The following is a 24,147-nucleotide window of genomic DNA, read 5'->3' on the forward strand; positions in this document are numbered from 1 at the left end:
AGAGGGATCGCATGGAGCTCCTATTGCCGGCATTGCTAGGCCTCACACCGTGTCTGCTGGCGCTGTGGTATGGCGCAGCGCGGGTCCGCGTGCTGCGCCGCCGCTGCGCGCAATTGCAGAGCGCGCTGGCAACCCAGCGCGACAGCGAAACACGGCTCGACTTCATCGCCCACCACGATTGCCTGACGGGCCTGCCCAACCGGCTGCAATTCCAGCTGCGCCTCGAACACGGCGTGGCCTACGCGCGCCGCCACAAGAGCCTGCTGGCGGTGCTGTTCGTCGACATCGACCGCTTCAAGCACATCAATGACACGCTCGGCCACGAGGCCGGCGACCAGGTGCTGGTGCAGTTCGCGCAGCGGCTGCGCAAATGCGTGCGCGAGGTCGACACCGTGGCGCGCCACGGCGGCGACGAGTTCATCCTGCTGCTGACGGAGCTGCGCGGCGCCGACGACGCGCAGCAGGTGGCCGATAAAATCGCCGCCGCCATCGACGCGCCGTTCTCCATCCACGGCCAGGCGCTGCGGGTGGCCGCCAGCGTCGGCGTGGCGGTCTATCCGGACGACGACGAGCGCATCGAGGACCTGGTCGAGAAGGCCGACCTGGCGATGTACGCCGCCAAGCAGCGCGGCAATGGCGCCTGCATGCGCTTCGTGCCGAGCATGCAGGTCAAGGCCTATTCCAGGATGATCCTGGAGGCGGCGCTCAGGCACGCGCTCGAGCACAAGGAATTCATCCTCGCCTACCAGCCCAGGCTCGATTTGCGCGAGCAGCGCATCACCGGCGTCAAGGCGCTGCTGCGCTGGAATCATCCGGAGCTCGGCCTGGTGATGCCGCTCGACTTCCTGCCGGTGCTCGAGGAGAGCGCGCTGATACTGCCGGTGGGCGCCTGGGCGCTGGCGACGGCGGCGGCGCAGGCGCGCCACTGGATGGACCGCGGGCATCCGCTGACGGTGTCGGTGCACCTGTCGCCGCGCCAGTTCTACCAGAAGGACATCGCCGAGAGCCTTGCCGCGATACTGGAGCGGGCCGGCGTGCCGGGCCACCTGATCGAACTGGAAATCACCGAGGGCATGCTGATCGACCGCAACCAGAATTGCGAGGGCACGCTGCGGCGGCTGAAGGAGCTTGGCGTGCGCATTTCGATCAGCGATTTCGGCACCGGCTACGCCTCGCTCAATTATCTGCGGCGCTTTCCGGTCGACGTGGTCAAGATCGACAAGAGCTTCATCGACGACCTGCACGGCACGCGGCAGCCGCCGGAGACGCCGGGAGGCGTCAAACGGAGCGCCGACGGTTCGATGGTGCGCGCCATCATCGCGATGGCGCATACGCTCGACATGCGGGTGCTGGCCGGCGGCGTCGAAACCGGCGACCAGCTGGCGCGGCTGATGGCGATGGACTGCGACGAGGCGTTCGGCTTCTGCCTCAGCGCCGCCGTGCCGCCCGGCGAGGTGGAGGCGCTGCTGGCCAACCGCGACCTGATTACTTCTTAGCGGCGAAGAACCACGTCAGCGGCAGGTGCACGCGCGCCGCCCACGATTTCTCGTTGTGGACGCCGTCCGGCGACTCGTAAAAATACAGATCCTCGTTTAGCTTGTAGCCCTGCGCCAGCATGGCGTCGCGCATTTTCAGCGTGTGCTCGATGCCGTCTTTTTTGGAACCGGCATCGAGGTAGAATTTGACCGGCTGGCGCGCCGGCACGTTCTTGATGAACGCGCCGTCATTCCACCAGAACGACCCCGACACGCCGCCGGCCTTGGAGAATATCTCCGGATGCCGCTGCGCGATGTACACCGAAGCGAGGCCGCCCAGCGACGATCCCATGATGGCGGTGTGTTCGCGGTCGGGCAGGGTGCGCAGGTTGGCGTCGGCCCAAGGTTTGACGGTATCGACGATGAAGGCCATGTAGGCGTCGATTTTGCCGCCGCCGTGTTTCGGATCGCAGCAGGGCGTGTATTCGTCCATGCGGTCCTTGGTGTTGTCGATGCCGACGACGATGGCCGGCTCGATGGCGCCGGCGGCGATCAGGCGGTCCATGGTGGTGCCGACGTCCCATGCGACGCCGAACGAGGCGGTCTTGGCGTCGAACAGGTTCTGGCCATCGTGCATGTACAGGACCGGATAGCGGCGCTGTGGATAGTCCTCGTACCCCGGCGGCAGGTAGATGCGCAGATTGCGGCTGTTGCCCAACTGCGGCGACGCGAATTGTTCGACGATGCGGATGGTGCCGGCCGGCGCGGTCGCGGCGGAGGTGCCGGCGCTGGCATCGTCCGCCGGCGCGGCCGGCATCACGCGCACGCCGTGGATGTCGAACTGGTTCGACGGTCCTTTCACGCCACCGGCATCGCTGTAGGTGGTGTTACTTTTCAGGTAGGTCATATTGTAGTGGTCCTCCAGTTCCAGGCGGTAGCGGCCGGCCTTGAGCGCGGCGCGGATCGGCGTCGAATACGACGGGCCTGCGCGCTCCGGCGAGTGCGGCAGCTGCACCACGCCGCTGGCGACGACCTTGCCGCCATCGTCCTTCAATGACAGCCATTTTACGCCGCCGCTGATGCCCAGGTTGATCTGGTGCGCGGTGTTGCGGTATTTGATTTGCAGCGCGTAGCTGCCGTCGCGCCCCACCTCGATGTCGCGCACCGCGAATTTGTCGGACGGCTTGCCCCAGCCGGCGATGCGTCCATCGGTGGCGGCGATGCTGGATTCCACGCGGGCGTCGCCGGCGCCGATTTCCACACCGGTGGCCAGGCATGCGGGCGCGCTGTGGTGGCTGCGGTTTCCGGAACCGTTGTACATCGCCTCCACCGCGTAGCACAGGTTTCCGCCTTTGCCGGACGCCGGCGCGCGGCGGTCGGCCCATGTGTTTGCGGTGATGCGTTGGGTGGCCAGCTTGCCGTTGCGGTAGATGTTATAGGCGACACCTTTGCCGGCACCCGGATGTGCGATATGCAGCGTGGGGAAGCCGTAGGTGCCGCGTTCCAGTTTGACGATGCGCGGCTCGGGCGGCGCGTACACCGCTTGATCCGCCACCAGCGGCTTGGCGGCGACGTCGCGCCTTTCCTGGCGTCCCGGCAGCAATTGGCCCAGGCGGATGTCGATCTGGTTGTCGTCGCCCAGCGCGGACCAATCGAGCGATTGCGTGGCGGCCTTGCCGTTCAATGTCACGCCGTCGACCGTGTAGTAGCCGTTCGTGCCGGAAGGCGCGGCGGCGGGCAGCAGAAGGCGGACGCGCAGGCGCTTGCCGCGCACGGTCAGGTTATTCAGCGTGGCCGTGTCGGAGCCGGGGAAGGCCTCGCGCCGCAGCTTGGCCGTGACGAACGGCCGCAGCGCGATGCCGCTGTCGGTGGTCCGCACGCCGAACACCTCGCCCACCACCATGCCCAGATAGGCGCCCACGGACCACAGCTGGCGGCGCGAGTTGACCACCGGCCCGCTCAGATCGAGTTGCTTGCCGGCGACCTTGCGTTTATCCTCCAGCATCGGCTGGCCGGATAGCCATTCCAGGTTCTCCATGTTGGACAGGTTCAGCGCGGCGCCGCGCATCAGCGTGTCGTACGCGGCGTCGGCCACGGCCACGTTGCCGTGCATCGTCGCCGCCTTCAAGCCATACGCGGTCACGAAAGGCCACATGGCGCGGTTGTGATAGACCGCCGTATCGGTCTGCTGTGGATAGATCACCGGCGCGCCGAACGGGCCATGCGGATAATGCGCCAGGATGCTTTGCGCCTGCCGTTCGTCGGCGATGCCGGTGACGATGGCCAGCGATTGTCCCAGCCAGTCGTACTTGTACATCGGCGCGCCGTCGAAATGGCCGGCGGTCAGGCTGCTGTACATGCCGGTGTCGGCCTGCCAGAAGCGCTGGTTGATGGCGCGCTTCAGGTCCGCCGCCCATGCCGCGTACTTCCCGGCCAGCGCCTTGTCGCCCTGTTCGGCCGCCAGTTGGGCCGCCAGGGTCAGCGCCTTGTAGTGGCCGGCGTTGGTCGACAGCGCCTTCGACGTCGCCATGCTGGCCAGGTCGCCCGGTATCCAGGCGGCATAGCTTTGTTCGCGCCAGTCGAGGAAGGACTGTTCGCCGTTGTACAAGCCATCGGCGCGGTCGTAGACGGCGACCCTGTCGTTCTCCAGCGTGTTGGCGAGGGCCTTCAACGCGGTGGCGGCGAAGGCGCGGCGCTGTTCCGGCGCCAGCGCCTTGAGCGCCTCGTCGGCGCCGAACGCCCAGCTGACACGGTCGGTGCTGACCGGCCAGCTGCCGCCGCTGCCGGTGTCCTGGATGATCTGCAGGCCGTCGGCGCCGCCGGCGACGTGCGCGCCGGGTTGGACGCCGTCGCGGTAGCCGGACAACTTGAATTCCAGCGAGTTGCGCACGCGCTGCGGGTCCAGCATGCCCAGGCCGAGCGACGCGGCATACGACAGGTCGCGGGTCCACACGTAGTGCCACAACTCGCCGGTCTCGAAACACTCGCAGGCGATGGCCTTGCCGCCGTTGTAGCTGCCGTCGCGGATTTCGCTCACCGAGTCCTGCTTCATCTCCGCGCCGGCCAGCGCGAACAGGGCGTCGAAGGCGAGGCTGCCGCTGCGGACGGTCGGCAGCCCGGCGGACTCCCGGTAGGCCACCTGCTGCTTGCCGCCTTCGCGCACGCGCATCGCGGTCGCCTGCGTGTAGCCGCGCAGCGCGGCGCCGGCGTCCGGCGTGGTGTAGCGGACGGTCTCCTGCTTGCCGTCCCAAGTCGGATAGCTGGCGGTGGCGCTCGATGCGGCCAGCGCTGCCGGCATGGCAAAGGATAGCGCGGCGCACAACGCGGTCAGGCGGTAGGTCATTGTTCGATCTCCAGTATCAGCGCTGAGCGACCGGCTTTGCGTAGTCGTACTACAGCACCGTATTTTGTGTTTTTAGCTGCGTTTTTCGCGCTTAGCTTGAAAATGCCTCGAATCTGCACGTCGTCGAACGGCGGCCGACAGCGAAATTTACCCGAAATACAGAAACTGTGTGGTTTTCCGGCATCAACTCGGGCTCAGCCGCAATTTCGCGCACGCCACAGCCATCGGTAGGCTTGCAAGACGACAGTAAACTGACATTTGCTTTCAAAAATACGTCATTTTTTCGGAAAATCTGTAGTTCTACTACATATGATTTGGTGCTTCCGTGTAGTGGAAATACAACGGCGAGGTATTCATCATAGGGAGGTCGCCACTGCTCAGGCCCCGCAATCAGTAGGTAAACAGAAGTTCAATTGACAGTGAATCTAGTTTTAGTACAAAATTCTCGCCAGAACGTCTTGAGAACGTCAGCTTTCCTTGGATCCCGTGTAGTTGTGACGCCCCCCGAATGCGGTGCGCCAGATGTTGCGGGAAATTAATTTATGTCGTGTTGAGGGGACATTGAATGAGTATTTTCGCAAATAAGCGCAGCAAGACCGCTGCATTTCCATTGAAGCCGGTCGCAGCGGGGTGCGCTTTGTTTGTAGCAGCGTTCGCCAGCCCGGCATACGCCCAGACCGCCGAAGCACCGGTGGCGGGCGAGGCGCCGATCGCTTCGGTCGTGGTCTCCGGCATCCGTCGCGGCATCGAGGGCGCCATCTCGGTCAAGAAGGACTCCAGCTCCATCGTTGAAGCCATTTCCGCCGAAGACATCGGCAAGCTGCCGGACGTCAGCATCGCCGAGTCGATCTCGCGCCTGCCAGGCCTGGCCGCCCAGCGCGTCGCCGGCCGTGCCCAAGTCATCAGCGTGCGCGGCCTGTCGCCGGACTTTTCGACCACCTTGTTGAACGGCCGCGAGCAGGTCAGCACCGGCGACAACCGCAGCGTCGAATTCGACCAATACCCGTCCGAGCTGATGAGCGGCGTGACGGTCTACAAGACGCCTGACGCCGGCCTGGTCGGCCAGGGTTTGTCCGGCACCATCGACATGCAAACCGTGCGTCCGCTGAACTTCTCGGGCCGCACCGTGGCGCTGAACGCCCGTGGCGAGAAGAACTCGCTGGGCAAGATCGGCAACGCCAAGGACACCGGCAACCGCTTCAGCGCCAGCTACATCGACCAGTTCGCCAACCGCACGATCGGCGTCGCGCTCGGCTACGCGCACCTGGAAACCCCGATCCTGTCCAATGAGACCGGCCTGTACGAGCCATGGAAACGCGACGCGCGCAACGGCCTGCCGGCCGGCACCTTCGCCTCGAACGGCATCAAGGCCGTGGCCCGCAGCGGCGAGAACCAGCGCGACGGCGTGATGGGCGTGCTGCAATACCGTCCGAACAAGCAATGGACCAGCATCGTCGACGTGTACGCGTCGCGCTTCAAGGCCGAGGAAACCGCCAACCAGCTCGAGATTTCGCTGGAGCAGGGCGAGTCGAACTACAACCCGGTCCAGGTCAACAACGGCACCATCGCCAGCGGCACGCTCAACAATGTCCGCCCGCTGGTGCGCGGCATGTACAACAAGCGCAAGGATGACATCCGCGCCGTCGGCTGGAGCAATGAATTCCGCAACAACGACTTCACCATCTTCGCCGACCTGAACTACTCGAAGGCCAAGCGCAACGAGCTGAGCCTGGAAAACAACCTGCAATACAGCAACGGCGGCGCCTCGGCCCTGCTGGACAAGGTCAACTTGGGCTACGGCAACGGCGGCTATTCGCGCCTGACCACCGGCATCGATTACAGCAACCCGGCCAACCTGTACGTCGGCAACACCATCTACGGCTCCGGCTACGGCAAGGTGCCGAGCGTGGAAGACGAACTGAAGGGCGCCAAGCTGACCGCCAACGTGCGCGCCGGCGGCGCGCTGGAAAAAGCGTTCTCCAGCTTTGACTTCGGCGTCAACTACGCCGACCGCAGCAAGAGCAAGCGCCAGCCGGAAGGCAGCATCAACCTGGTCGGCGCGCCGGTATCCGTCCCTGGCAGCCTGCAATATGGCAATGTCGACCTCGGCTTCGCCGGCGCCGGTTCGATTCCGACCTGGAACGTGCCGGGCATGGTCAGCCAGTTCATGTCGTTCCAGCCGAGCGAAGATTTGACCTACCTGATCCCGAAAGCGTGGACGGTCAACGAGAAAGTCGTCACCAGCTTCGCCAAGGCCAACATCGAAGCGGAACTGAGCCCGGCGGTCAGCCTGCGCGGCAATATCGGCGTGCAGATGCAGAACACCAGCCAGTCGTCCGACTCGCGCTATGTCGACAACAGCGCCCCGGTCGGCAGCCAGATCAAGCCTGTCCACGACGGCAAGAGCTACACCGACTTCCTGCCAAGCATGAACCTGGCCTTCGGTTTCGAACACGATCAGACCGTGCGTGTAGGCCTGGCCAAGCAACTGGCGCGTCCACGGGTGGACCAGATGCGCTCGGCGCTGGAGATCAACGTCGACACCACCAAGCGCGAGCCGAACGCCAGCGGCGGCAATGCCAAGCTGGACCCATGGCGCGCCAAGGCGTTCGACATTTCGTACGAGAAGTATTTCGACAAGAAAGCGTATGTCGCCGCCGCCGCGTTCTTCAAGAAGCTGGACACCTACATCTTCACCCAGACCAAGAGCTACGACTTCTCCAACTACTTCCCGGCAAGCTACCTGATGCCGGACGGTCGTCCGCTGGCCTCGCGCACCGGCAACTACACCGCCGCCTATAACGGCAACGGCGGCATCCTGAAAGGCGTGGAGCTGTCCGGTTCGATGCCGCTGAACATGTTGACGCCGGTACTGGACGGCTTCGGCGTCAGCGCCAGCGCCACCTACACCGACAGCAAGATCAGCATTGAAGATCCGAGCGGCAGCATCGGCTCGAACATCCCGCTGCCGGGCTTGTCCAAGCGCACCACCAACCTGACGGCGTACTACGAGAAGAATGGTTTCGAAACGCGCATCAGCCAGCGTCGTCGTTCCGACTTCGTCGGCGAGATCGGCAACTTCTCGAACGACCGCGCGCTGCGCTACGTGGTGGGTGAGAACGTGGTCGACTTCCAGATCGGCTACACCTTCAACAGCGGCGCCATGAAGGGCGTGGGGCTGGTCCTGCAGGTCAACAACCTGCGCAACGCCGCTTACGAAACCTACAACGGCGACCGCGCCCAGCAGCTCGAATACGCCAAGTACGGCCGCACGGTTATCGCCGGCGTCAACTACAAGTTCTAAAGCGCTTGTATCTCCGCTCTTCAGCCCTCGCCAGCGCAAGCCGGCGAGGGTTTTTTTGCTTTATAACTCCGGGGTCAGGTCCACCAATTCTACACGGGCGGGACCGTACACCCGTCGATGCCGGCTTCAATGGATGCGGGAGGCAAGTTTCATACTCAGCGCTATCAACGTCACGCCGGCAAGCCGGCTCGCGATCACGCTTGCTGAGGATATTTCCTTGAGCCGAACCGCGACGAGATTGCCGATAAACACGAGCGCCGCCTGGTAGACAAGGCTGAGAGTCGTTACGTGGAGCATCATCACGGGCAAGGTCATCGGGGAAGCATGCGGCTTCAGAAACAAGGGGAAGAAGGCGATGAAAAACAGGATGACCTTCGGATTCGTTAGGCTGACTGCGAGGGCGCGTCGGAAATATCCTCGCGACGTCAACCGGTCGGCGGACTCGGCCGCGTTACCATCCGCCTTCGTGAATACCAGCTTGCCGCCCATCCAGAACAAGTAGGCGGCGCCGAACCATTGAAGGCCTTGGAAGAGCAACGGATTGGCTTGCAGCAGCGCGGCCAACCCGGCGACGGCAGCGGTCATTAACAGGGCGTCGCCGGCAAGCGTACCCATCACTGCGGCCATTCCCGCCCGGCGGCCATGGCGGGCGGTGGAATCGAGGATGGCGATGGTGCCGGCCCCAGGTATCGCCTGGAACACCAGGATGGCGGCGACGAAGCTGCGGTAGTTCTGTATATCAAGCATTTTCCGCCCACTTGGCTAGTCATCGGAACTAAATTATCCGGATTGGGATAACTGATTGACAGTACGAATTTCTCGCCTATGTGATAATTTTCCTTCATTTTTCTTGCGGATACTTGATATGGGAAGAAATCAAAATGACGAGCTGGACGCGGCCGGCTGGCGGCTGCTGGATGCATTGCGGGCGGATGCGCGAGCGCCGTTGAAGTCCCTCGCCGCATCGGTGGGGCTATCGGTGGCGGCCACGGCCGAGCGTCTGAAGCGGCTGCAGGAAGCCGGCGTCGTACGACGTATCTCGGTGGAGGTCGATGAATCCGCCGCAGGCTATCCGGTCAAGGCGGTGGTCGGGATCACGGCGGCGCAACCGGAGAAGAAACGTCTGTTGGAGAAACTCGGCAAGTCGCCCGAGGTGTTGGAGTGCCATCATGTCGCCGGCGCGGATTCCTATCTAATGACGGTGGTGGCCGCGAGCATGGCCGACCTGGAGCGCTTCGTCGGCAGCATTAACTGCTACGGTGAAACGCGAACCTCGATCGTGTTTTCGACGCCCATCGAACGGCGCGGCGTGGTCAAGCCGGGCGCCACCAGTCGCTGACGCCAGATCCGGGGTCAGGTCCACCAATCAATGCTACACGGGCTGGGCTGTAGGCTCGCCGATCGGCTGGTGATTCAGCGCTTGCGGCAGAGCTCGTGTAGAAATGGTGGACCTGACCCCGGAGTTTATTTCTGGGCGGCGGCGAAGGCGGCGTTCTGCTGGTCCAGCCACGTTTTCAGCGGCGCGAAATACTCCAGCAGCGCGTTGCCGTCGATCTTGTCCTCGCCCGAGATCGCCTTCAGCGCTTCCGGCCATGGCTTGCTCGCGCCCATCGCCAGCATCTGCTGCAGCTTGGCGCCGGCCTTGGCGTTGTCGTACACCGAACAGCGGTTCAGCGGCCCCGTGTAGCCGGCCTCGCGGCACAGCGCGCGGTGGAACTGGAACTGCAGCATGTCGGCCAGGAAGTAGCGCGCGTACGGCACGTCCGCCGCCACGTGGTACTTGGCGCCGGCGTCGAAGCCGCCGTTGGCGATCGCCGCCGGACGCTTCATGCCCATGTACTGCTCGCGCAACTGCCACCAGGCCTTGTCGTAGTCCTCCGGCTTGGTCTTGCCGGCGTAGACGTCCCAGCGCCATTTGTCCACCGAGTACGCGAACGGCAGGATCGCGACCTTCGACAGCGCGCGCTTGAGCAGGTCGCCGATGTCGGCGTCGGCTTCCGGCGTCTGCTCCATCAACCCGACCTTCTTCAGATAATCCGGTGTGATCGACAGCGCGACGGTGTCGCCGATCGCTTCGTGGAAGCCGTCGTTGGCGCCGTTGCGGAACAGGAAGGGCTGCTTGTTATAAGCCAGGAAGTAGTACACGTGACCCAACTCGTGGTGGATCACCGTGAAGTCCTCGGCCGTCGGCGTGATGCACATCTTGATGCGCACGTCGTCCTTTTCGTCCAGCGGCCAGGCGGAGGCGTGGCAGACGACGTCGCGGTCGCGCGGCTTGGTCAGCAACGAGCGCTCCCAGAACGTGGCCGGCAGCTTCTGCATGCCCAGCGAGGTGTAGAAACGCTCGGCGTATTGCGTCATCTGTTTGGCGTCGGTCTTGCGCGCTTCCAGCACCTTGGTCAGGTCGTAGCTGCTGGCGCCCTTGGCCGGCTTGAGGATCGGGTACAGGTTGTCCCAGCTTTGCGCCCACATGTTACCGAACAGGTGGGACGGAATCGGGCCGGTCAGCGGCACCACGTCCGGGCCGTAGGTTTCGCGCAGCTTGTAGCGGGTGTAGGTGTGCAGCGATTCGTACAGCGGCTTGACCTGCTGCCACAGGCGCTCCATTTCGGCGGCGAAGGCCTCCGGTGGCATGTCGTATTGCGCGCGCCACATGGCGCCGGTGTCGACAAAGCCCATCTGCTTGGCGCCCTTGTTCGACAGCGCGACATATTCGGTGTACTTGTTCTTGTACGACGGCGATTGCGCGTGCCAGCCCAGCCACATTTCCTTGAGCTTGGGTTCTTCGCGGCTGTTGGCCAGGACCTTTTCCATTTCGCCCAGCGCCATGCAGGCGTCGGCGGTGCCGTCGTCCTTCTTGACGCAGTATTTGGCTTTGCCATAGGCGCCGTTCATCGCCGCCTGCAGCTGGGCGTATTGTTCGCGCTCCTTGGGATCTGCGAAGACCAGCGTTTGCTGCAGCAGCATCAGCTTGCGCGCCGATTCCGCCGGCAGTTTCAGGCCGTTGAAACGGCGCGCGCCGATCGCCGCCTCGCCGGACGCCGTCAGATAGCGTTCGGCGAAGTAGGAGGTGATCGCCTCGGTGTCGTCGGTGATGAAGTTGGAACCGACCCAGGCGCCCCGCGCCTGTTCGTTGTTCAGTTTATTGAGGCGTTCCTCGGTGTCGGTCAAAAAGCGTTCCGCTTCGGCGACGGTCGGTTTTTTTGCGGGGGCGGCCAGCGCGGTAGCGCCGACGGCTGTCATGGCGGTCGCCGCCAGCAGCGTGCTGATAATTTTTGGTGTCAAGTGCATCTCCCTGGGTAATCGTATTGGCCATCGAACCGGTTGACGCTTTGCTTACCGATCCATGGCCAATAATCATACACGCTTACAGGGCGATGTTGACGGTTCGGGCGGGCAGGGCGCTGGGCGGCAGCACCAGCGTCAGTAGCTTGGAACCGGCGTCCCACGAGAAGGCCGCCACCGTGCCGTCGACCCGCACCGACGCCGGTTTCGAGCTCACGTTATGCACCGTCAGGTCGATGCTGCGCTCGGGACGGCGGTAGTTGTCGCCGATGGCCGAGTCGATGTTGATCGACAGGCCGCGCCGATACACCTTGCTGGTGAAGGTCAGCAGCTCGTATTGGCCACGCTCGAACGCTTGCGCGGTCAGGCCGTCGTCGTCATACAGCTTGCCGGTGGCGGTCTTGACGGAGGAGTCGTGGTAGTAGTGCAGCTCGATGTTCCTGGTGCTGTAGTCGCGCGTGGTCTGCACCACGCGCGTCATCGGAATGAAGGCGCCGGCGCGCACGTAGACCGGCACGTGGTCGGCGCTGAGCTTCACCGATTTGGTCGCGCCGCCGGCCTGCCGCTCGCCGGAGTAGAAGTCGAACCAAGCGCTGGTAGCCGGGAAGTAGACGTCGGCCTTGGTGGCGCCGGCCGTCAGCACCGGCGTGACCAGGAAGTCCTTGCCCCACAGGTAGGTCGACGACATCGCCCGCACCTTGGCGTTGCCCGGTTCTTCGTACAGCATGGGGCGCATCAGCGGCAGCCCTTTCTGGTTGTTGTCGAAGGCGAGCGTGTAGTTATATGGCAGCAGGCGGTAGCGCATGCGGATGGCGTCGCGCGCCAGCGCCTTGGTCTTGTCTTCGCGGTAGACCGGTTCCGACGGTACTTCCTCCTGCGCGTGCGGGCGGAACACCGGCTGGAACACGCCGTACTGCAGCCAGCGCGCATACAGCTCGTTGTCCAGCACCGGGTTGGCGAAGCCGCCCAGGTCCGAGTGCATGTAGCCGGCGCCCTGCATCCCCATTTGCAGCGAGATCTCCGGCTGCGATTGCAGTCCCGCCCAGCTGCGATCGACGTCGCCGGACCACGGGATGATGCCGTAGCGCTGCGTGCCGGAGTAACCGGCGCGCATCAGGATGAACGGGCGCTCGGTGGGGAAGTCCTGCTGGTAGCCCTCGGCCACCAGCTTGGCCCATTGGTGGCCGTAGATGTTGTGGACGTCGTCGGCGCCGCCGGTGGCGTGGCGCATTTCGGTCGGGTGCAGTTCCGGCTCGCCCAGGTCGCCCCAGACGCCGGCCACGCCCTGCTGGTGCAGGCCTTTGTAGATATTCCACAGCCAGTCCTTGCCGGGCTGGCCGAAGATGTCGATCAGGCCCGTGTGGCCGAAGAAGAAGTCGTAGGCCAGCGGCTTGCCGTTGGCGTCGGTGCCGAGGATCTTCTTGTCGACCGCCTCCTTCCAGCGGCTGGAGGTGTCGACGACGAACGGCTCGCTGATCACCACCGTCTGTACGCCTTTTTGCTTGAAATCGGAGATCATGCCGATCGGGTTGGGGAAGTTGTCCGCGTCCCAGGCCAGGTTGCCCATGGTGCCCTTGACCTCCTTGCCGAACCAGTACAGATCGAAGACGATGGCGTCGAGCGGGATGTCGTCGGCGATGAACTTGTCGACCACCGCGCCCGCTTCCGCCTCGCTGTGGTAGCCGAAGCGCATCGCGAAGTTACCGAAGGCCCAGCGCGGCGGCATCGGCTGCTTGCCGGTCAGGTAGGTGTAGTTGTCGATCACGTCCTCCCATTTGTCGCCGGCGACGATCTGGTAGGTCTTGCGCCCGCCGATGGTTTCCCAGCGCAGGCTGTTGTCCTTCTTGCTGTCGAAGTCCAGGTAGCCGGTGCGGGCGTTGTCGAAATGGAGCGCGTACATCTTCGACGACAGCGCGATCGGCATGCCGTAATTGAGCTGCTTCGACGTCGCGCCGTAGCCGTAGTCCGCCTTGTTATACAGTGTGAAGCGGTTGCCGCGGCGGTTCATGCCGACCGCGCGCGCGCCGGCGCCGTACAGCGCCTCGTCCTTGTCGAGCGCGAATTCGATCGCCTCCAGCACGCGCGGCCGGCCTTTGTTAATGTCCTTGCTGCCGGTCGCGACGTCGTCGGTGACGTGCATGTAGCCTTTTTTTTCCGCGACCAGCTGCTTGCCCTTGTAGGCGTACGAGATCTGGAACGGCGACTTGGTGACAGTGACCACCAGGCCCAGGGTGGCGTATTCGATCTTGTTGGCCTTGTCGGAGAACGTGGTGGTCACGGCGGCCGGCGCCAGCACCACCGCGTGCGAATCCGGATCGGCCTTTTCGCCGTCCGGCACGAAGGTGGTTTCGATGATGCTGCGGGTGTAGGGCTTGATCAGATAGACGCCGTCGCTGGTGCGCACCTCCAGGTAGCCGCCGTGCAGCGTGGCGCTGGCGAAGATGCGGCCGGCGTTTTGCGCCAGCGCGGCAGGGGCCAAGCCGGCAAACAGCGAGAACAGTGCGATTGGCAGAACGGCAAGTTTTACAATGGGATTGCTTGTCATGTCGGGTAGAAGTCTCGTTGGTGTGATGTATTCTGTTGTTTGGCTACATTTGACGACAAAATTTGGTCCAAGATGCGCCGTTTGGCGTTATTTTACCTTGGTATCCTTTCAATTGACACACCCGGGGTGCCGTGTTATTTTGCTACAAATTTCAATAATCGGGACGCGTCGCATGAAATCTTCCAGCAGCAAGCCCATACTGTCGTTCTGGCAGCTATGGAATATGAGCTTTGGCTTTTTCGGTATCCAGTTCGGCTTCGCGCTGCAGAATGCTAACACCAGCCGGATTTTCTCCACGCTGGGCGCCAATCCCGACGATCTGTCCCTGTATTGGCTGGCGGCGCCGGTCACCGGCCTGCTGGTGCAGCCGATCATCGGCTACCTGAGCGACAACACCTGGCACCCGCAATGGGGCCGCCGCCGTCCGTTCTTCTTCGTCGGCGCCTTGCTGGCGTCCCTGGCGCTGTTCCTGATGCCGAATTCCTCGGCGCTGTGGATGGCGGTGGTCGTGCTGTGGATGCTCGACGCGGCGATCAACGTCTCGATGGAGCCGTTCCGCGCCTTCGTCGGCGACAAGCTCGGACCGTCGCAGCAGACCGCCGGCTTCGCGATGCAAACCTTCTTCATCGGCTGGGGCGCGGTGATCGCCTCGCTGCTGCCGACCATCTTCGCCGACTATCTGGGCGTGAGCAATGTGCCGGTCAACGGCGCCATTCCCGACACCGTGCGCTATTCGTTCTACGCCGGCGGCGCGATCTATATGTGCGCCGTGATGTGGACCGTGCTGACGGCGAAGGAGCTGCCGCCCAGCGATCTGGAAGCGTTCCGCGCCGAGCAGCAGCGCAACAAGGGCCTGGGCCACGCGCTGGCGGAGATCTTCAGCGGCTTTGGCAAGATGCCCAAGACGATGGTGCAGCTGGCGGCGGTGCAGTTCTTCACCTGGATCGGCCTGTTCGCGATGTGGATCTACACCACCAACGCCATCGGCGAAAGCGTCTACGGCACCACCGACGCGCAGTCGGCCGCCTTCCAGCAGGCCGGCAACCACGTCGGCGTCATGTTCGCCGTCTACAGCGGCGTGGCCGCGCTGGCGGCCTTCATCCTGCCGGTCGTCGCGCGCCACACCAGCCGCAAGTTCGTCCACATGACCTGCCTGGCCATCGGCGGCGTGAGCCTGATCAGCCTTTTCGCCATCCAGGATCCGACCATGGCGTTCGTGCCGATGATCGGCGTGGGCATCGCCTGGGCCAGCATTTTGACCATGCCTTACGCGATCCTGGCCGGCGCGCTGCCGGCCAACCGCATGGGCTACTACATGGGCGTGTTTAACTTCTTCATCGTGATTCCGCAGATCGTCAGCGGCGCGCTGCTCGGGTTTATGACCAAGCATGTGTTCTTCGGCCACGCCGTCAAGACGCTGATGCTGGGCGGCGTGTGCATGCTGGTGGCGGCGGTTCTGACCATGGTCGTCCAGGATAACGCGGACTCCGGGGGCTGATGCTGTAATATTGTTCCCGAGACAAGTATGTTGTGCGACGCGATTTGGCCGGAACAGGTACAACCGTCGCAGCGCTGACACGCGGCGTCACGTCATAGGCACGCCGCGCTTGTCACCCATTTGTCATTCTTATCCACGCGGAGCGAACATGAGTATTCAGACAGTCACCACCACACCTTTCCCAGGCCAGCGGCCGGGGACTTCCGGCCTGCGCAAAAAGGTCACGGTCTTCCAGCAGCCTTCCTATCTCGAGAATTTTGTGCAAAGCGTGTTCGATACGCTGGGCGACGTCGCCGGCAAGACCCTGGTGGTCGGCGGCGATGGCCGCTTCCACAATCGCGAGGCGGTGCAAACCATCCTGCGCATGGCCGCGGCCCACGGTTTCGCCAAGGTGCTGGTCGGCCAGGGCGGCATCCTGTCGACGCCCGCCGTCAGCTGCGTGATCCGCAAGCACGGCGCGCTGGGCGGCATCGTGCTGTCGGCCAGCCATAATCCGGGCGGACCGGATGGGGACTTCGGCATCAAGTACAACATCGCCAACGGCGGCCCGGCGCCGGAGAGCGTGACCGAGGCGATCTTCCAGCGCACCGAATCGATCACCGCCTACCGCATCAGCGACGCCGCCGCGATCGACCTGAATAAGATCGGCGCCTCGCGCATCGAGCAGATGGATGTCGAGGTGATCGACTCCGTCGCCGATTACGCGGAGCTGATGCAGGAGCTGTTCGATTTCGACGCCATCAAAAAACTGTTCGGCGGCGGCTTCCGCATGTGCTTTGACGGCATGTCGGCCGTCTCCGGCCCGTACGCCAAGGCGATCCTGGAAGGCATGCTGGGCGCGCCCGCCGGCACCGTCATCAACGGCGAACCGCTGGAGGACTTCGGCGGCCACCATCCGGACCCGAATCCCGTCAACGCCGCCCAACTGATCGAGCTGATGGCCGCCGACGACGCGCCAGACTTCGGCGCCGCGTCGGATGGCGATGGCGATCGCAACATGATCGTCGGCCGCAAGTTCGACGTCACCCCGTCGGACAGCCTGGCCGTGCTGGCCGCGAATGCGACGCTGGCGCCGGGCTACAAGGCCGGCCTGAAAGGCATCGCCCGTTCGATGCCGACTTCGCAGGCGTCCGACCGCGTGGCCAAGGCGCTGGGCATCCCGAGCTTCGAGACGCCGACCGGCTGGAAGTTCTTCGGCAACCTGCTCGACGCCGGCCAGGCGACGCTGTGCGGCGAGGAGAGCTACGGCACCGGCTCGGACCATATCCGCGAAAAGGACGGCCTGTGGGCGGTGCTGTTCTGGCTTAACCTGCTGGCCGTCACCGGCAAGTCGGTCGAGCAGCTGGTGGGCGAGCACTGGGCGCGCTTCGGCCGCAATTACTACTCGCGCCACGATTACGAGGGCGTGCCGGTCGAAGGCGCCAATGAGCTGATGGATTCGCTGCGCATCAAGCTGGCCACGCTGAAGGGCCAGGACCTGGGCCATTACGTGGTCGATTTCGCCGACGATTTCGAATACACCGATCCGATCGACGGTTCGGTGTCGAAGAAGCAGGGTATCCGCATCGTCATGACCAACGGCTCGCGCATCGTGTTCCGTTTGTCGGGCACCGGCACGGAAGGGGCGACCTTGCGCGTTTACCTGGAACGCTACGAGGCCGATCCGGCGATGCACCACCTGCCCACCCAGCAGGCGCTTGCCGCATTGATCTTGATCGCCGAGCAGGTCGGCGGCATCGAAGGATGGACCGGACGCGCGCGTCCGACCGTCACCACATAACTACATAAGGACGACAGCATGAAATGGACGCAGTGGAGTAAACGTACGACCCTTGCAATGGCTTTGGCGCTGGCCTTCGGTGCGCCGGCGCTGGCCGCCGAGCCGGCGGTTAAATCGGCCGCGACGCCGGCCGCCGCAAAGCCATTCCTGTGGGAGAACGCCACGGTCTATTTCCTGCTGACGGACCGCTTCAACAACGCCTTTACCGGCAACGACCTGGCCTATGGCCGCAACGCCGACGCCGCGCCGCTGCGCGGCTTCATGGGCGGCGACCTGGCCGGCATCACCAACAAGATCAACGACGGCTACTTCGACAGCCTGGGCGTGAACGCGATCTGGCTCACGCCGCCGGTGGAGCAGATCCACGAAGGGACCGACGAAGGCACGGGCAAGTCCTATGGCTTCCATGGCTACTGGGCGAGCGACTTCACCGCCGTCGACGCCAATCTGGGCACCGAAACCGATTTCCGCAATTTCGTCGAAGCCGCCCACGCGCGCGGCATACGCGTCATCCTCGACGTGGTGATGAACCACATCGGGCCGGAGACGACGATCGACAAGGCGTGGCCGCAGCAGTGGGTGCGCACCGAACCGACGTGCGCCTTCAAGGATGCGAAGAGCACCATCGAATGCACGCTGGTGAAGAACCTGCCGGACATCCGCACCGACAGCAACGAGGAAGTCGAGCTGCCGCCGCAACTGGTGCAAAAGTGGCGGCGCGAAGGGCGCTACACGCAGGAGGTCAAGGAGCTCGACGAGTTCTTCAAGCGCACCGGCCATCCGCGCGCGCCGCGCTACTACCTGATCAAGTGGCACACCGACTGGATACGCAAATATGGCGTGGACGGCTTCCGCGCCGACACCGTCAAACACGTGGAAGCCGGCGTGTGGAAGGAGCTGCGTACCGAGGCCGACGCCGCGTTCGCGGACTGGAAGCGCGCCAATCCGGACAAGAAGTTCGGCGACGACAAGTTTTACATGACGGCGGAAGTGTTCAACTACGACATCGCCCACGGGCAGACGCACGATCTGGGCGGCGGACAGTCGGCCAACTACTATCAGGCCGGCTTCGATAGCCTGATCAATTTCGGCCTGGTGCGCGATGCGAACAAGGATTACGAGTCGCTGTTCAGCAGCTATTCGAACATGCTGCACGGCGGGGCGCTGAACGGCTACACGGTGTTGAACTATATCGATTCGCACGACTACGACCAGCCGTTCGACCGTGAGCGCAAAAAGCCGTTCGAGAGCGCGAACAAGCTGCTGCTGGCGCCAGGCGCCGCACAGATTTACTACGGCGATGAAACGGCGCGCAAGCTCGATGCCGCCGACGCGGTGGGCGACGCCAAGCTGCGTACCTTCATGAACTGGGATGAGTTGGAGCAGAACGCGCAGCGCGATGGCTACAAGGTGGCGGAGGTGCGCGCGCACTGGAGTAAGCTGGGTCTGTTCCGCCAGGCGCATGTGGCGGTGGGAGCCGGCGTGCACCAGCAGCTGCAGGCCAAGCCGTATGTGTTCAAGCGGACGTATGACAAGGGCGGTGTGCGCGACAAGGTGGTGGTGGCGCTGGATCTGCCGACGGACAAGGTCAGCATCATCAATGTGTACGGCGTGTTTGCCAACGGCCAGAAGGTCAGGGACTACTATTCGGGCAGGACGGCGGTGGTCAAGGGCGGCAAAGTCGGTTTCGGCACGCGCAACGCGACGGTGCTGATCGGGCAGTAACGCCCAATCTAAACCACGTAGGGCGGATTAGGCGGAACGCCGTAATCCGCCATGTATGAGCCGCCGACGGAGCTTGGCGGATTACGCTGCGCTAATCCGCCCTACGTGTCTCCGAGGTATTCGCATTTTCGTGGCATTCGCTTCAACGCGCCTGATGCCGGCGTCGCGACGCCGCCAAACTGGCCTTCGGCCGCGCCAGCGAGCACAGGGCGCGCGGATCGCGCCTCGGCACACTCGCCGCGACCGCGTCGCCCCAGCCGCTGCTTTCGCGGCACCAAATGCCGAATGCTTCCACCTCCAGCGGCCGCGCGAACAAATACCCCTGCGCCTCGTCGCAACCCGCCGAGCGCAGGAACGCCAGCACGTCGCCGCGCTCCACGCCCTCGGCCACCACCCGGTGCCCCAGATCCTGCGACATCGCGATCATTGTCCTGACCAATCCCTGTTGACGATAGTCGTCCTCCAGCCCCAGGATGAACGACTGGTCGATCTTGACCACGTTGGCCGGCATGCGCTGCAAATACGACAGGCTGCTGTAGCCGGTGCCGAAGTCGTCGATCGCCAGGTGCACGCCGGTGCCGGCCAGCGCCTCGAGCATGGCGGTGGCCTTGGCCGGCTGCTCCATGATCGCGCTTTCCGTGATCTCCAGTTCCAGGCACTCCGGCGGCAGGCCGTATTGTTCCAGCTCGGCGACCACGCGGTCGGCCAGGTCCGGTTCCAGCAGATTGGCGGCAGAGACGTTGAGCGACAACTGCAAGCGCAGGCCGGCGGCGCGCCACGCCTGTTGCTGGCGCAACGCCCGGCTCAGCACCCACGCCGTCGTCGCCTGCGCCAGGCCTGAGCGCTCGATCAGGGGAATGAATTCGCCGGGACCGATCGGGCCGAGCGTCGGATGGTTCCAGCGCAGCAGCGCCTCGGCGCCGATGCACTCGCCGCTGGCGATGTCGATGCGCGGCTGGTAGACCAGGCGTAGCTGATCGCGGCTGATCAGCGCCGCGGCGAAGTCGTTGAGCAGGTTGAAACGGCGGCGGTACAGGCCGTCCTCCATCGCCGAGTACACGGCGACGCGGGTGGCGCTGTCGATGGCGTCGTGGGCCGCGTTTTGCGCCTGGCGCAGCACGCTCAGTCCATCGGCCGTGCCGACGTCGAAAGGGGCCACGCCGATCGACGGCGTGATCACGAAGCGCAGCTTGCTCACGCTGATCGCGTGTTCCATCTTTTCCTCCAGCGCCGGCAGGTAGTCGGCCATTTCCACGCCGGCTTCGGAGATCAACGCGAACTGGTTGGCGGCGACGTGGTAGACCTTGCGGCGCGCACCGGCTTCGGCGCGTATCCACGCCGCCGCGTCGACCACCATCTCGTCGAGGAAGGAGGGGTTGAGCGCGCGCGCGGCGTGCGCCAGCTGGTCGGGCGTAGCGAGGTTGATCAGCACCGCCAGCCGCTGTTCGTCGGCGGGGCGGTCGCGCTGCATGTCCTGGAAGTCTTCGATGAACTGGTTGCGGTTCGGTAGGCCGCTCAGCGGGTCGATGCGGCCCAGCGCGTGCTGCATCTCGATCTGCGCCATCACCATCGCGGCCAGGTCGGACAGCATGTCGAGTTCCGCCTGCGTGGTCTCGCGCGGCTCGGTGCCGAGCACGCACATGGCGCCCAGGCAGTGGCCGTCGACGGTGGTCAGCGGCGCGCCCGCGTAGTAGCGGATGCCGCTGGCGGCCAGCGGGGTGTCGCGGAAAAACTCGTCCTGCAGCAGATCGGGGACCACCAGTATGTGGCTGCCGTCGGCCACTTCGCCGCACGGCGCGCCCTGGCGCGGGATCGACGTGTGCTCGACGCCGACGCGCGACTTGAACCATTGGCGGTCGGCGTCGGTCAGCGACACCGCCGCGATGGGCAGGTTGAACAGGCGCGCGGCCATGCGGGTGATGCGGTCGAAGGCCTCGCTCGGCGGGGTGTCGAGTAAATTGAGTTTGTTGAGCGCCTCCAGCCGGCGCGCTTCGTGGAGTTGGCAAGAAATAGTCATGATCCGGTCATTTATTATGTGGTTGACAAGGTGCTATTCAATGCGGGGTGAGGCACTGGCGGGCGCGGCATGTCCGTGTCGGCATGGGCGCCGGTGAACGGCAAGAGGTGAGCGTGTTTAAGGCTCGGTGACGCTATCGGTTATTTGCAACAAGGAAAACATTATTGCGTTGATGAAATAAATAATAGCACGATTTCTTGTGCGTCGCGCGCGCACGGCGTAAAAGTTGCGTTGGGATAGGTTAACAAGTGGCGTTATTGATACTGCGGAATCACGTGGGGCGGATTAGCGCAGCGTAATCGGCCATGCATGCGTCTCGACGGCGCATGCATGGCGGATTACGGCGTTCCGCCTAATCCGCCCTACGTGGAACAGTGGAGCAGTGGAACGGTCAGTTTTTTTCGACGAACACCACCGCGCTGCGCGCCGGGACGGCGAACGTGCCGGAGGCGGCGTCGTAGCTCGCTTCGCGCGCCACCCGCTGGTCCGCCGCGCCCGCGCGCAGGTGCACCGGATGCAGCTGGTAGCGGCGGTTCTTCTCCTCGTCCACGGTGACGCGCTGCGCCACCTGGTCGACGTTGATCAGGTACGTGATCGACTTGAAGTTGGCGCCCGCGTAGCCGGCGCCGTCCAGATGCGCGACGATCACCGTCGGCACCTGCTTCGATCCGGTGTTGTGGAAGCGCAGCCGCCGCTGCACATCGGCCGAAGTCCGCATGCGGAACAGCGTGCTGCTGGAGCGTATCGCCAGCAAATCGCGGAAGGCGTCGCGCGACCAGGCGATGTCCGCCGGCGCCGGCTTGATCGCGGCGTTGGCCAGCAGGGGCTTCATCAGCGCGTAGTCCTTGCCGTTGTCCTCTTCGCGCGGCAGGCCGGTGCCGTAGTAGTTGTCCTGGTAGGTCCAGTCCAGGCGATTGAACCAGTCGCCCGATTCGAAGCTGTTGCGGTCCAGCGATTTGGATCGCAGGATGTCGAAGCCGGCGTGGAAGTACGCCACGCCCTGGCTAAAGGCGTTGATGGCCGCGCCCAGCATCTGCACTTGCGCGCGCTCGGCGCCGGTGGTCGCCAGCGGCAGCTTGTAGGCGTTGATGTCGAACAGCGTCTGGTTGTCGTGGTTCTCGACGTAGTTGACGGCTTCCGACGGCTCGCTGGCATAGCCCGCCGGCTGGTTGCCGCCGTAGACGATCGCCTTCAGCTGTTTGGTCTCGTCCTGCCAGGTGCGCATCGTGTAGTCGCGCAGCGAGCCGGCCAGGCCGACCTTGACCATGTCCGACGCTTGCAGCAGGTCTTCGGCGGGGCGTGCCGGCGCCAGCGCGTTGGGCGCGTACACCAGGCCATTGATGTAGCCCTGCTGCGCGATGATCTGGGCGCCGCCGTCGCTGGCGCCACCGCCGCGCACCGCGTCGCGCGCGCGGTCGCTGAAGGTGCCGATGCCGCTGCCGTTCAACGACAGCTGCGACGCCTGCACGAAGCGGGCGCTGTCGGCCACCTCGCCGAAGTTCCAGCCCTCGCCGATCAAGTCGATGCGGCGGCCGGCGGCGCGCTCGACGCTGGCGCGTAGCGCTTCCATCGCGGCGCGCGGCTGGTGGCCCATCAGGTCGAAGCGGAAGGAGTCGATCTTGTATTGCACCGCCCATTGTTCGACCGAGTCGATCATCAGCTTGGCCATCATCAGGTTTTCGGTGGCGGTGTTGTCGCAGCAGGTCGAGCGTTCGATGCCGCCGCTCGCGTTCAGTCGGTGGTAGTAGCCGGGCACCACGCGGTCCAGCACCGATTTCTCGTTCTGGCCGGCGATGAAGGTGTGGTTGTACACCACGTCCATGCCGACGCGCAGCCCGGCCTTGTGCAGCGCCTGCACCATCTGGCGGAATTCGATGATGCGCCGGGCGCCATCGGCCGGGTCGGTCGCGTAGCTGCCCTCCGGCGCGTTGTAGTGATACGGGTCATAGCCCCAGTTGTAGCAGTCGGTGAATTTGACCTTGGTTACCTGCGCCTGCTGTTCCAGCCCGTCCGGTTTGAGGCCGGGCAGGGCGGCGATGTCGGGCGACACGCAACCGGTTTCCGGCACGGTGGCGATGTCGTAGACCGGCAGCAGATGGACGTCGGTGATGCCGGCGCGGCTTAGCGCGGCCAGGTGCTTCATGCCGTTGGAGCCGGTCTCGGTGAAGGCGGTGTACTTGCCGCGGTTCGCCGCGCTGACGGTGCCGTCGTTGATCGAGAAGTCGCGCACGTGCAGTTCGTAGACCGTCATGTCGGTGGGCGCGGCGACCTTCCTGGGCACTGGCGTCCGGTCCCAGCCCGCCGGTTTGAGGTTGGCCGCGTTCAGGTTGGCGATGTAGCTGCGTTTGGAGTCGGTGGTCAGGCTGACCGAGTACGGATCGGTGACGAGGTTGCGCACCAAGCCGGCCGATGGCGTCGGCACGTCCACCAGATACTGGTAGTACTGGCCTGTCAGCTTGCCCGGCAGATTGGCGGACCAGATGCCGGTGGCGTCGTCGCGCCGCATCGGCGTGATCGCGGCCGCCTTCGACGAGCCGGTGGCGTAGGTGCACAGCGCAACGCCCTGGGCGGTCGGTGCCCACAGCTTGAAGGCCGCGCCGCGCGGGCCGGCGCTCACGCCGAAGTCCTCGACCTTGGCGGCGCCCGCGTAGAGGTCGTCGAGCGCGCCGGCGATTTGCAGCGACGTCACGTCGCGCACGGTGCCGTCGTCCTTTTCCTGGACCAGCAGCACTTGCTGCGTCATCAGCCGCGCCGCATCGGGAACGCTCAGCACCACGCCGTCGCCGACAAACTTGAAGCGCTGCGCGACATCGGACGGTACGCCGCCATCGAAGTGTGCCAGCGTCAGCGCGCCGTCCGCGCCGGTGACGCGCGCGCCCGGCGCCGCCCGCAGCAGGGCGTTGGCCGAATAATAGAGTTTAAACGCGCCGTTGCCGGCATCGGCGCCGGGCCATTTGATCAACTGGCGGTTGAGCCAATACGCGCGGGCGTCGGTGGCGGGCGCCGCATGCAGCGGCGTCGCAAACGCCCCATCGCAATCCGCCAGCACGGGCTCCGCCGAGGCAGCCAAACATGTCAACGCCAGCGCGCTGCCCAACGAACCCGCCATCAAACGCCTACCCGCCATATTCCATCTCCATACCGTTGAGTTGAGTAGCGCAGTTACAAAAACCTG

The 24,147-nt window shown here is 64.4% G+C and carries 12 protein-coding genes; 6 read left to right on the top strand and 6 right to left on the bottom strand.

The genetic code is table 11. From position 1 onward, the window contains the following. Positions 1 to 11: 11 nt before the first annotated feature. Positions 12 to 1,496, top strand: a complete 1,485-nt coding sequence (locus JOD97_RS24780) for a bifunctional diguanylate cyclase/phosphodiesterase (protein ID WP_209724506.1) — start codon at positions 12 to 14, stop codon at positions 1,494 to 1,496. On the opposite strand, the gene JOD97_RS24785 is transcribed toward JOD97_RS24780, so the two are convergent. After that, positions 1,486 to 4,818 carry an alpha/beta hydrolase-fold protein gene (locus JOD97_RS24785; RefSeq protein ID WP_209724508.1) on the bottom strand — a complete coding sequence of 1,111 codons (3,333 nt, stop codon included), beginning with the start codon at positions 4,816 to 4,818 and terminating at the stop codon, positions 1,486 to 1,488. The genes JOD97_RS24780 and JOD97_RS24785 overlap by 11 nt on opposite strands. A gap of 637 nt (positions 4,819 to 5,455) precedes the next feature. Here JOD97_RS24785 and JOD97_RS24790 point away from each other — a divergent pair. Continuing rightward, on the top strand, positions 5,456 to 8,122 hold the full coding sequence (locus JOD97_RS24790; RefSeq protein ID WP_229264683.1) for a TonB-dependent receptor: 2,667 nt from the start codon (positions 5,456 to 5,458) through the stop codon (positions 8,120 to 8,122). A gap of 126 nt (positions 8,123 to 8,248) precedes the next feature. Here the strand turns inward: JOD97_RS24790 and JOD97_RS24795 are convergent, their stop codons facing one another. Then, positions 8,249 to 8,869 (bottom strand): LysE family translocator, encoded by a 621-nt coding sequence (locus tag JOD97_RS24795; protein ID WP_209724513.1) that lies wholly within the window; start codon positions 8,867 to 8,869, stop codon positions 8,249 to 8,251. Between the two features lie 118 nt (positions 8,870 to 8,987). Between JOD97_RS24795 and JOD97_RS24800 the strand changes: the two genes are divergently transcribed. Beyond that, the gene (locus JOD97_RS24800; protein ID WP_209724515.1) at positions 8,988 to 9,461 is read left to right on the top strand and encodes an Lrp/AsnC family transcriptional regulator; all 474 of its coding nucleotides are present in this window, start codon (positions 8,988 to 8,990) and stop codon (positions 9,459 to 9,461) included. Positions 9,462 to 9,586: 125 nt separating this feature from the next. Here JOD97_RS24800 and JOD97_RS24805 read toward each other — a convergent pair whose 3' ends face one another. Both JOD97_RS24805 and JOD97_RS24810 read right to left on the bottom strand, forming a co-directional pair. Beyond that, a complete protein-coding gene (locus JOD97_RS24805; protein WP_209724517.1) occupies positions 9,587 to 11,413 on the bottom strand; it encodes a M2 family metallopeptidase in 1,827 nt (608 codons plus the stop codon). Between the two features lie 76 nt (positions 11,414 to 11,489). Beyond that, positions 11,490 to 13,952 carry a TIM-barrel domain-containing protein gene (locus tag JOD97_RS24810; RefSeq protein ID WP_209724519.1) on the bottom strand — a complete coding sequence of 821 codons (2,463 nt, stop codon included), beginning with the start codon at positions 13,950 to 13,952 and terminating at the stop codon, positions 11,490 to 11,492. 172 nt (positions 13,953 to 14,124) lie between these two features. Between JOD97_RS24810 and JOD97_RS24815 the strand changes: the two genes are divergently transcribed. From JOD97_RS24815 to JOD97_RS24825, 3 genes are all read left to right on the top strand, one after another. Further along, positions 14,125 to 15,450, top strand: coding sequence for an MFS transporter (locus JOD97_RS24815; protein ID WP_209724521.1), 1,326 nt, complete (start codon positions 14,125 to 14,127; stop codon positions 15,448 to 15,450). A gap of 148 nt (positions 15,451 to 15,598) precedes the next feature. Then, complete coding sequence (locus JOD97_RS24820) at positions 15,599 to 17,230, top strand: alpha-D-glucose phosphate-specific phosphoglucomutase (protein WP_209724523.1); 1,632 nt, start codon at positions 15,599 to 15,601, stop codon at positions 17,228 to 17,230. Between the two features lie 57 nt (positions 17,231 to 17,287). Beyond that, on the top strand, positions 17,288 to 18,955 hold the full coding sequence (locus JOD97_RS24825; protein ID WP_229264684.1) for an alpha-amylase family glycosyl hydrolase: 1,668 nt from the start codon (positions 17,288 to 17,290) through the stop codon (positions 18,953 to 18,955). A gap of 142 nt (positions 18,956 to 19,097) precedes the next feature. Here the strand turns inward: JOD97_RS24825 and JOD97_RS24830 are convergent, their stop codons facing one another. Both JOD97_RS24830 and pulA read right to left on the bottom strand, forming a co-directional pair. Then, positions 19,098 to 20,972: a bifunctional diguanylate cyclase/phosphodiesterase gene (locus JOD97_RS24830; protein ID WP_209724527.1), complete on the bottom strand. Its 1,875-nt coding sequence runs from the start codon at positions 20,970 to 20,972 to the stop codon at positions 19,098 to 19,100. Between the two features lie 391 nt (positions 20,973 to 21,363). Next, complete coding sequence (gene pulA, locus JOD97_RS24835; protein ID WP_229264685.1) at positions 21,364 to 24,081, bottom strand: pullulanase-type alpha-1,6-glucosidase; 2,718 nt, start codon at positions 24,079 to 24,081, stop codon at positions 21,364 to 21,366. Between the last annotated feature and the right edge of the window lie 66 nt (positions 24,082 to 24,147).

Origin of the sequence: Duganella sp. 1411 (assembly GCF_017833525.1) — a bacterium.
GTDB lineage: Bacteria > Pseudomonadota > Gammaproteobacteria > Burkholderiales > Burkholderiaceae_D > Rugamonas.

Excerpts from the sequence above, each read along its gene's own strand:
- JOD97_RS24780 (WP_209724506.1), top strand. The coding sequence starts at position 12 with ATGGAGCTCCTATTGCCGGCATTGCTAGGCCTCACACCGTGTCTGCTG.
- JOD97_RS24785 (WP_209724508.1), bottom strand. The coding sequence starts at position 4,818 with ATGACCTACCGCCTGACCGCGTTGTGCGCCGCGCTATCCTTTGCCATG.
- JOD97_RS24795 (WP_209724513.1), bottom strand. The coding sequence starts at position 8,869 with ATGCTTGATATACAGAACTACCGCAGCTTCGTCGCCGCCATCCTGGTG.
- JOD97_RS24800 (WP_209724515.1), top strand. The coding sequence starts at position 8,988 with ATGGGAAGAAATCAAAATGACGAGCTGGACGCGGCCGGCTGGCGGCTG.
- JOD97_RS24805 (WP_209724517.1), bottom strand. The coding sequence starts at position 11,413 with ATGCACTTGACACCAAAAATTATCAGCACGCTGCTGGCGGCGACCGCC.
- JOD97_RS24810 (WP_209724519.1), bottom strand. The coding sequence starts at position 13,952 with ATGACAAGCAATCCCATTGTAAAACTTGCCGTTCTGCCAATCGCACTG.
- JOD97_RS24815 (WP_209724521.1), top strand. The coding sequence starts at position 14,125 with ATGAAATCTTCCAGCAGCAAGCCCATACTGTCGTTCTGGCAGCTATGG.
- JOD97_RS24820 (WP_209724523.1), top strand. The coding sequence starts at position 15,599 with ATGAGTATTCAGACAGTCACCACCACACCTTTCCCAGGCCAGCGGCCG.
- JOD97_RS24825 (WP_229264684.1), top strand. The coding sequence starts at position 17,288 with ATGGCTTTGGCGCTGGCCTTCGGTGCGCCGGCGCTGGCCGCCGAGCCG.
- JOD97_RS24830 (WP_209724527.1), bottom strand. The coding sequence starts at position 20,972 with ATGACTATTTCTTGCCAACTCCACGAAGCGCGCCGGCTGGAGGCGCTC.
- pulA (WP_229264685.1), bottom strand. The coding sequence starts at position 24,081 with ATGGCGGGTTCGTTGGGCAGCGCGCTGGCGTTGACATGTTTGGCTGCC.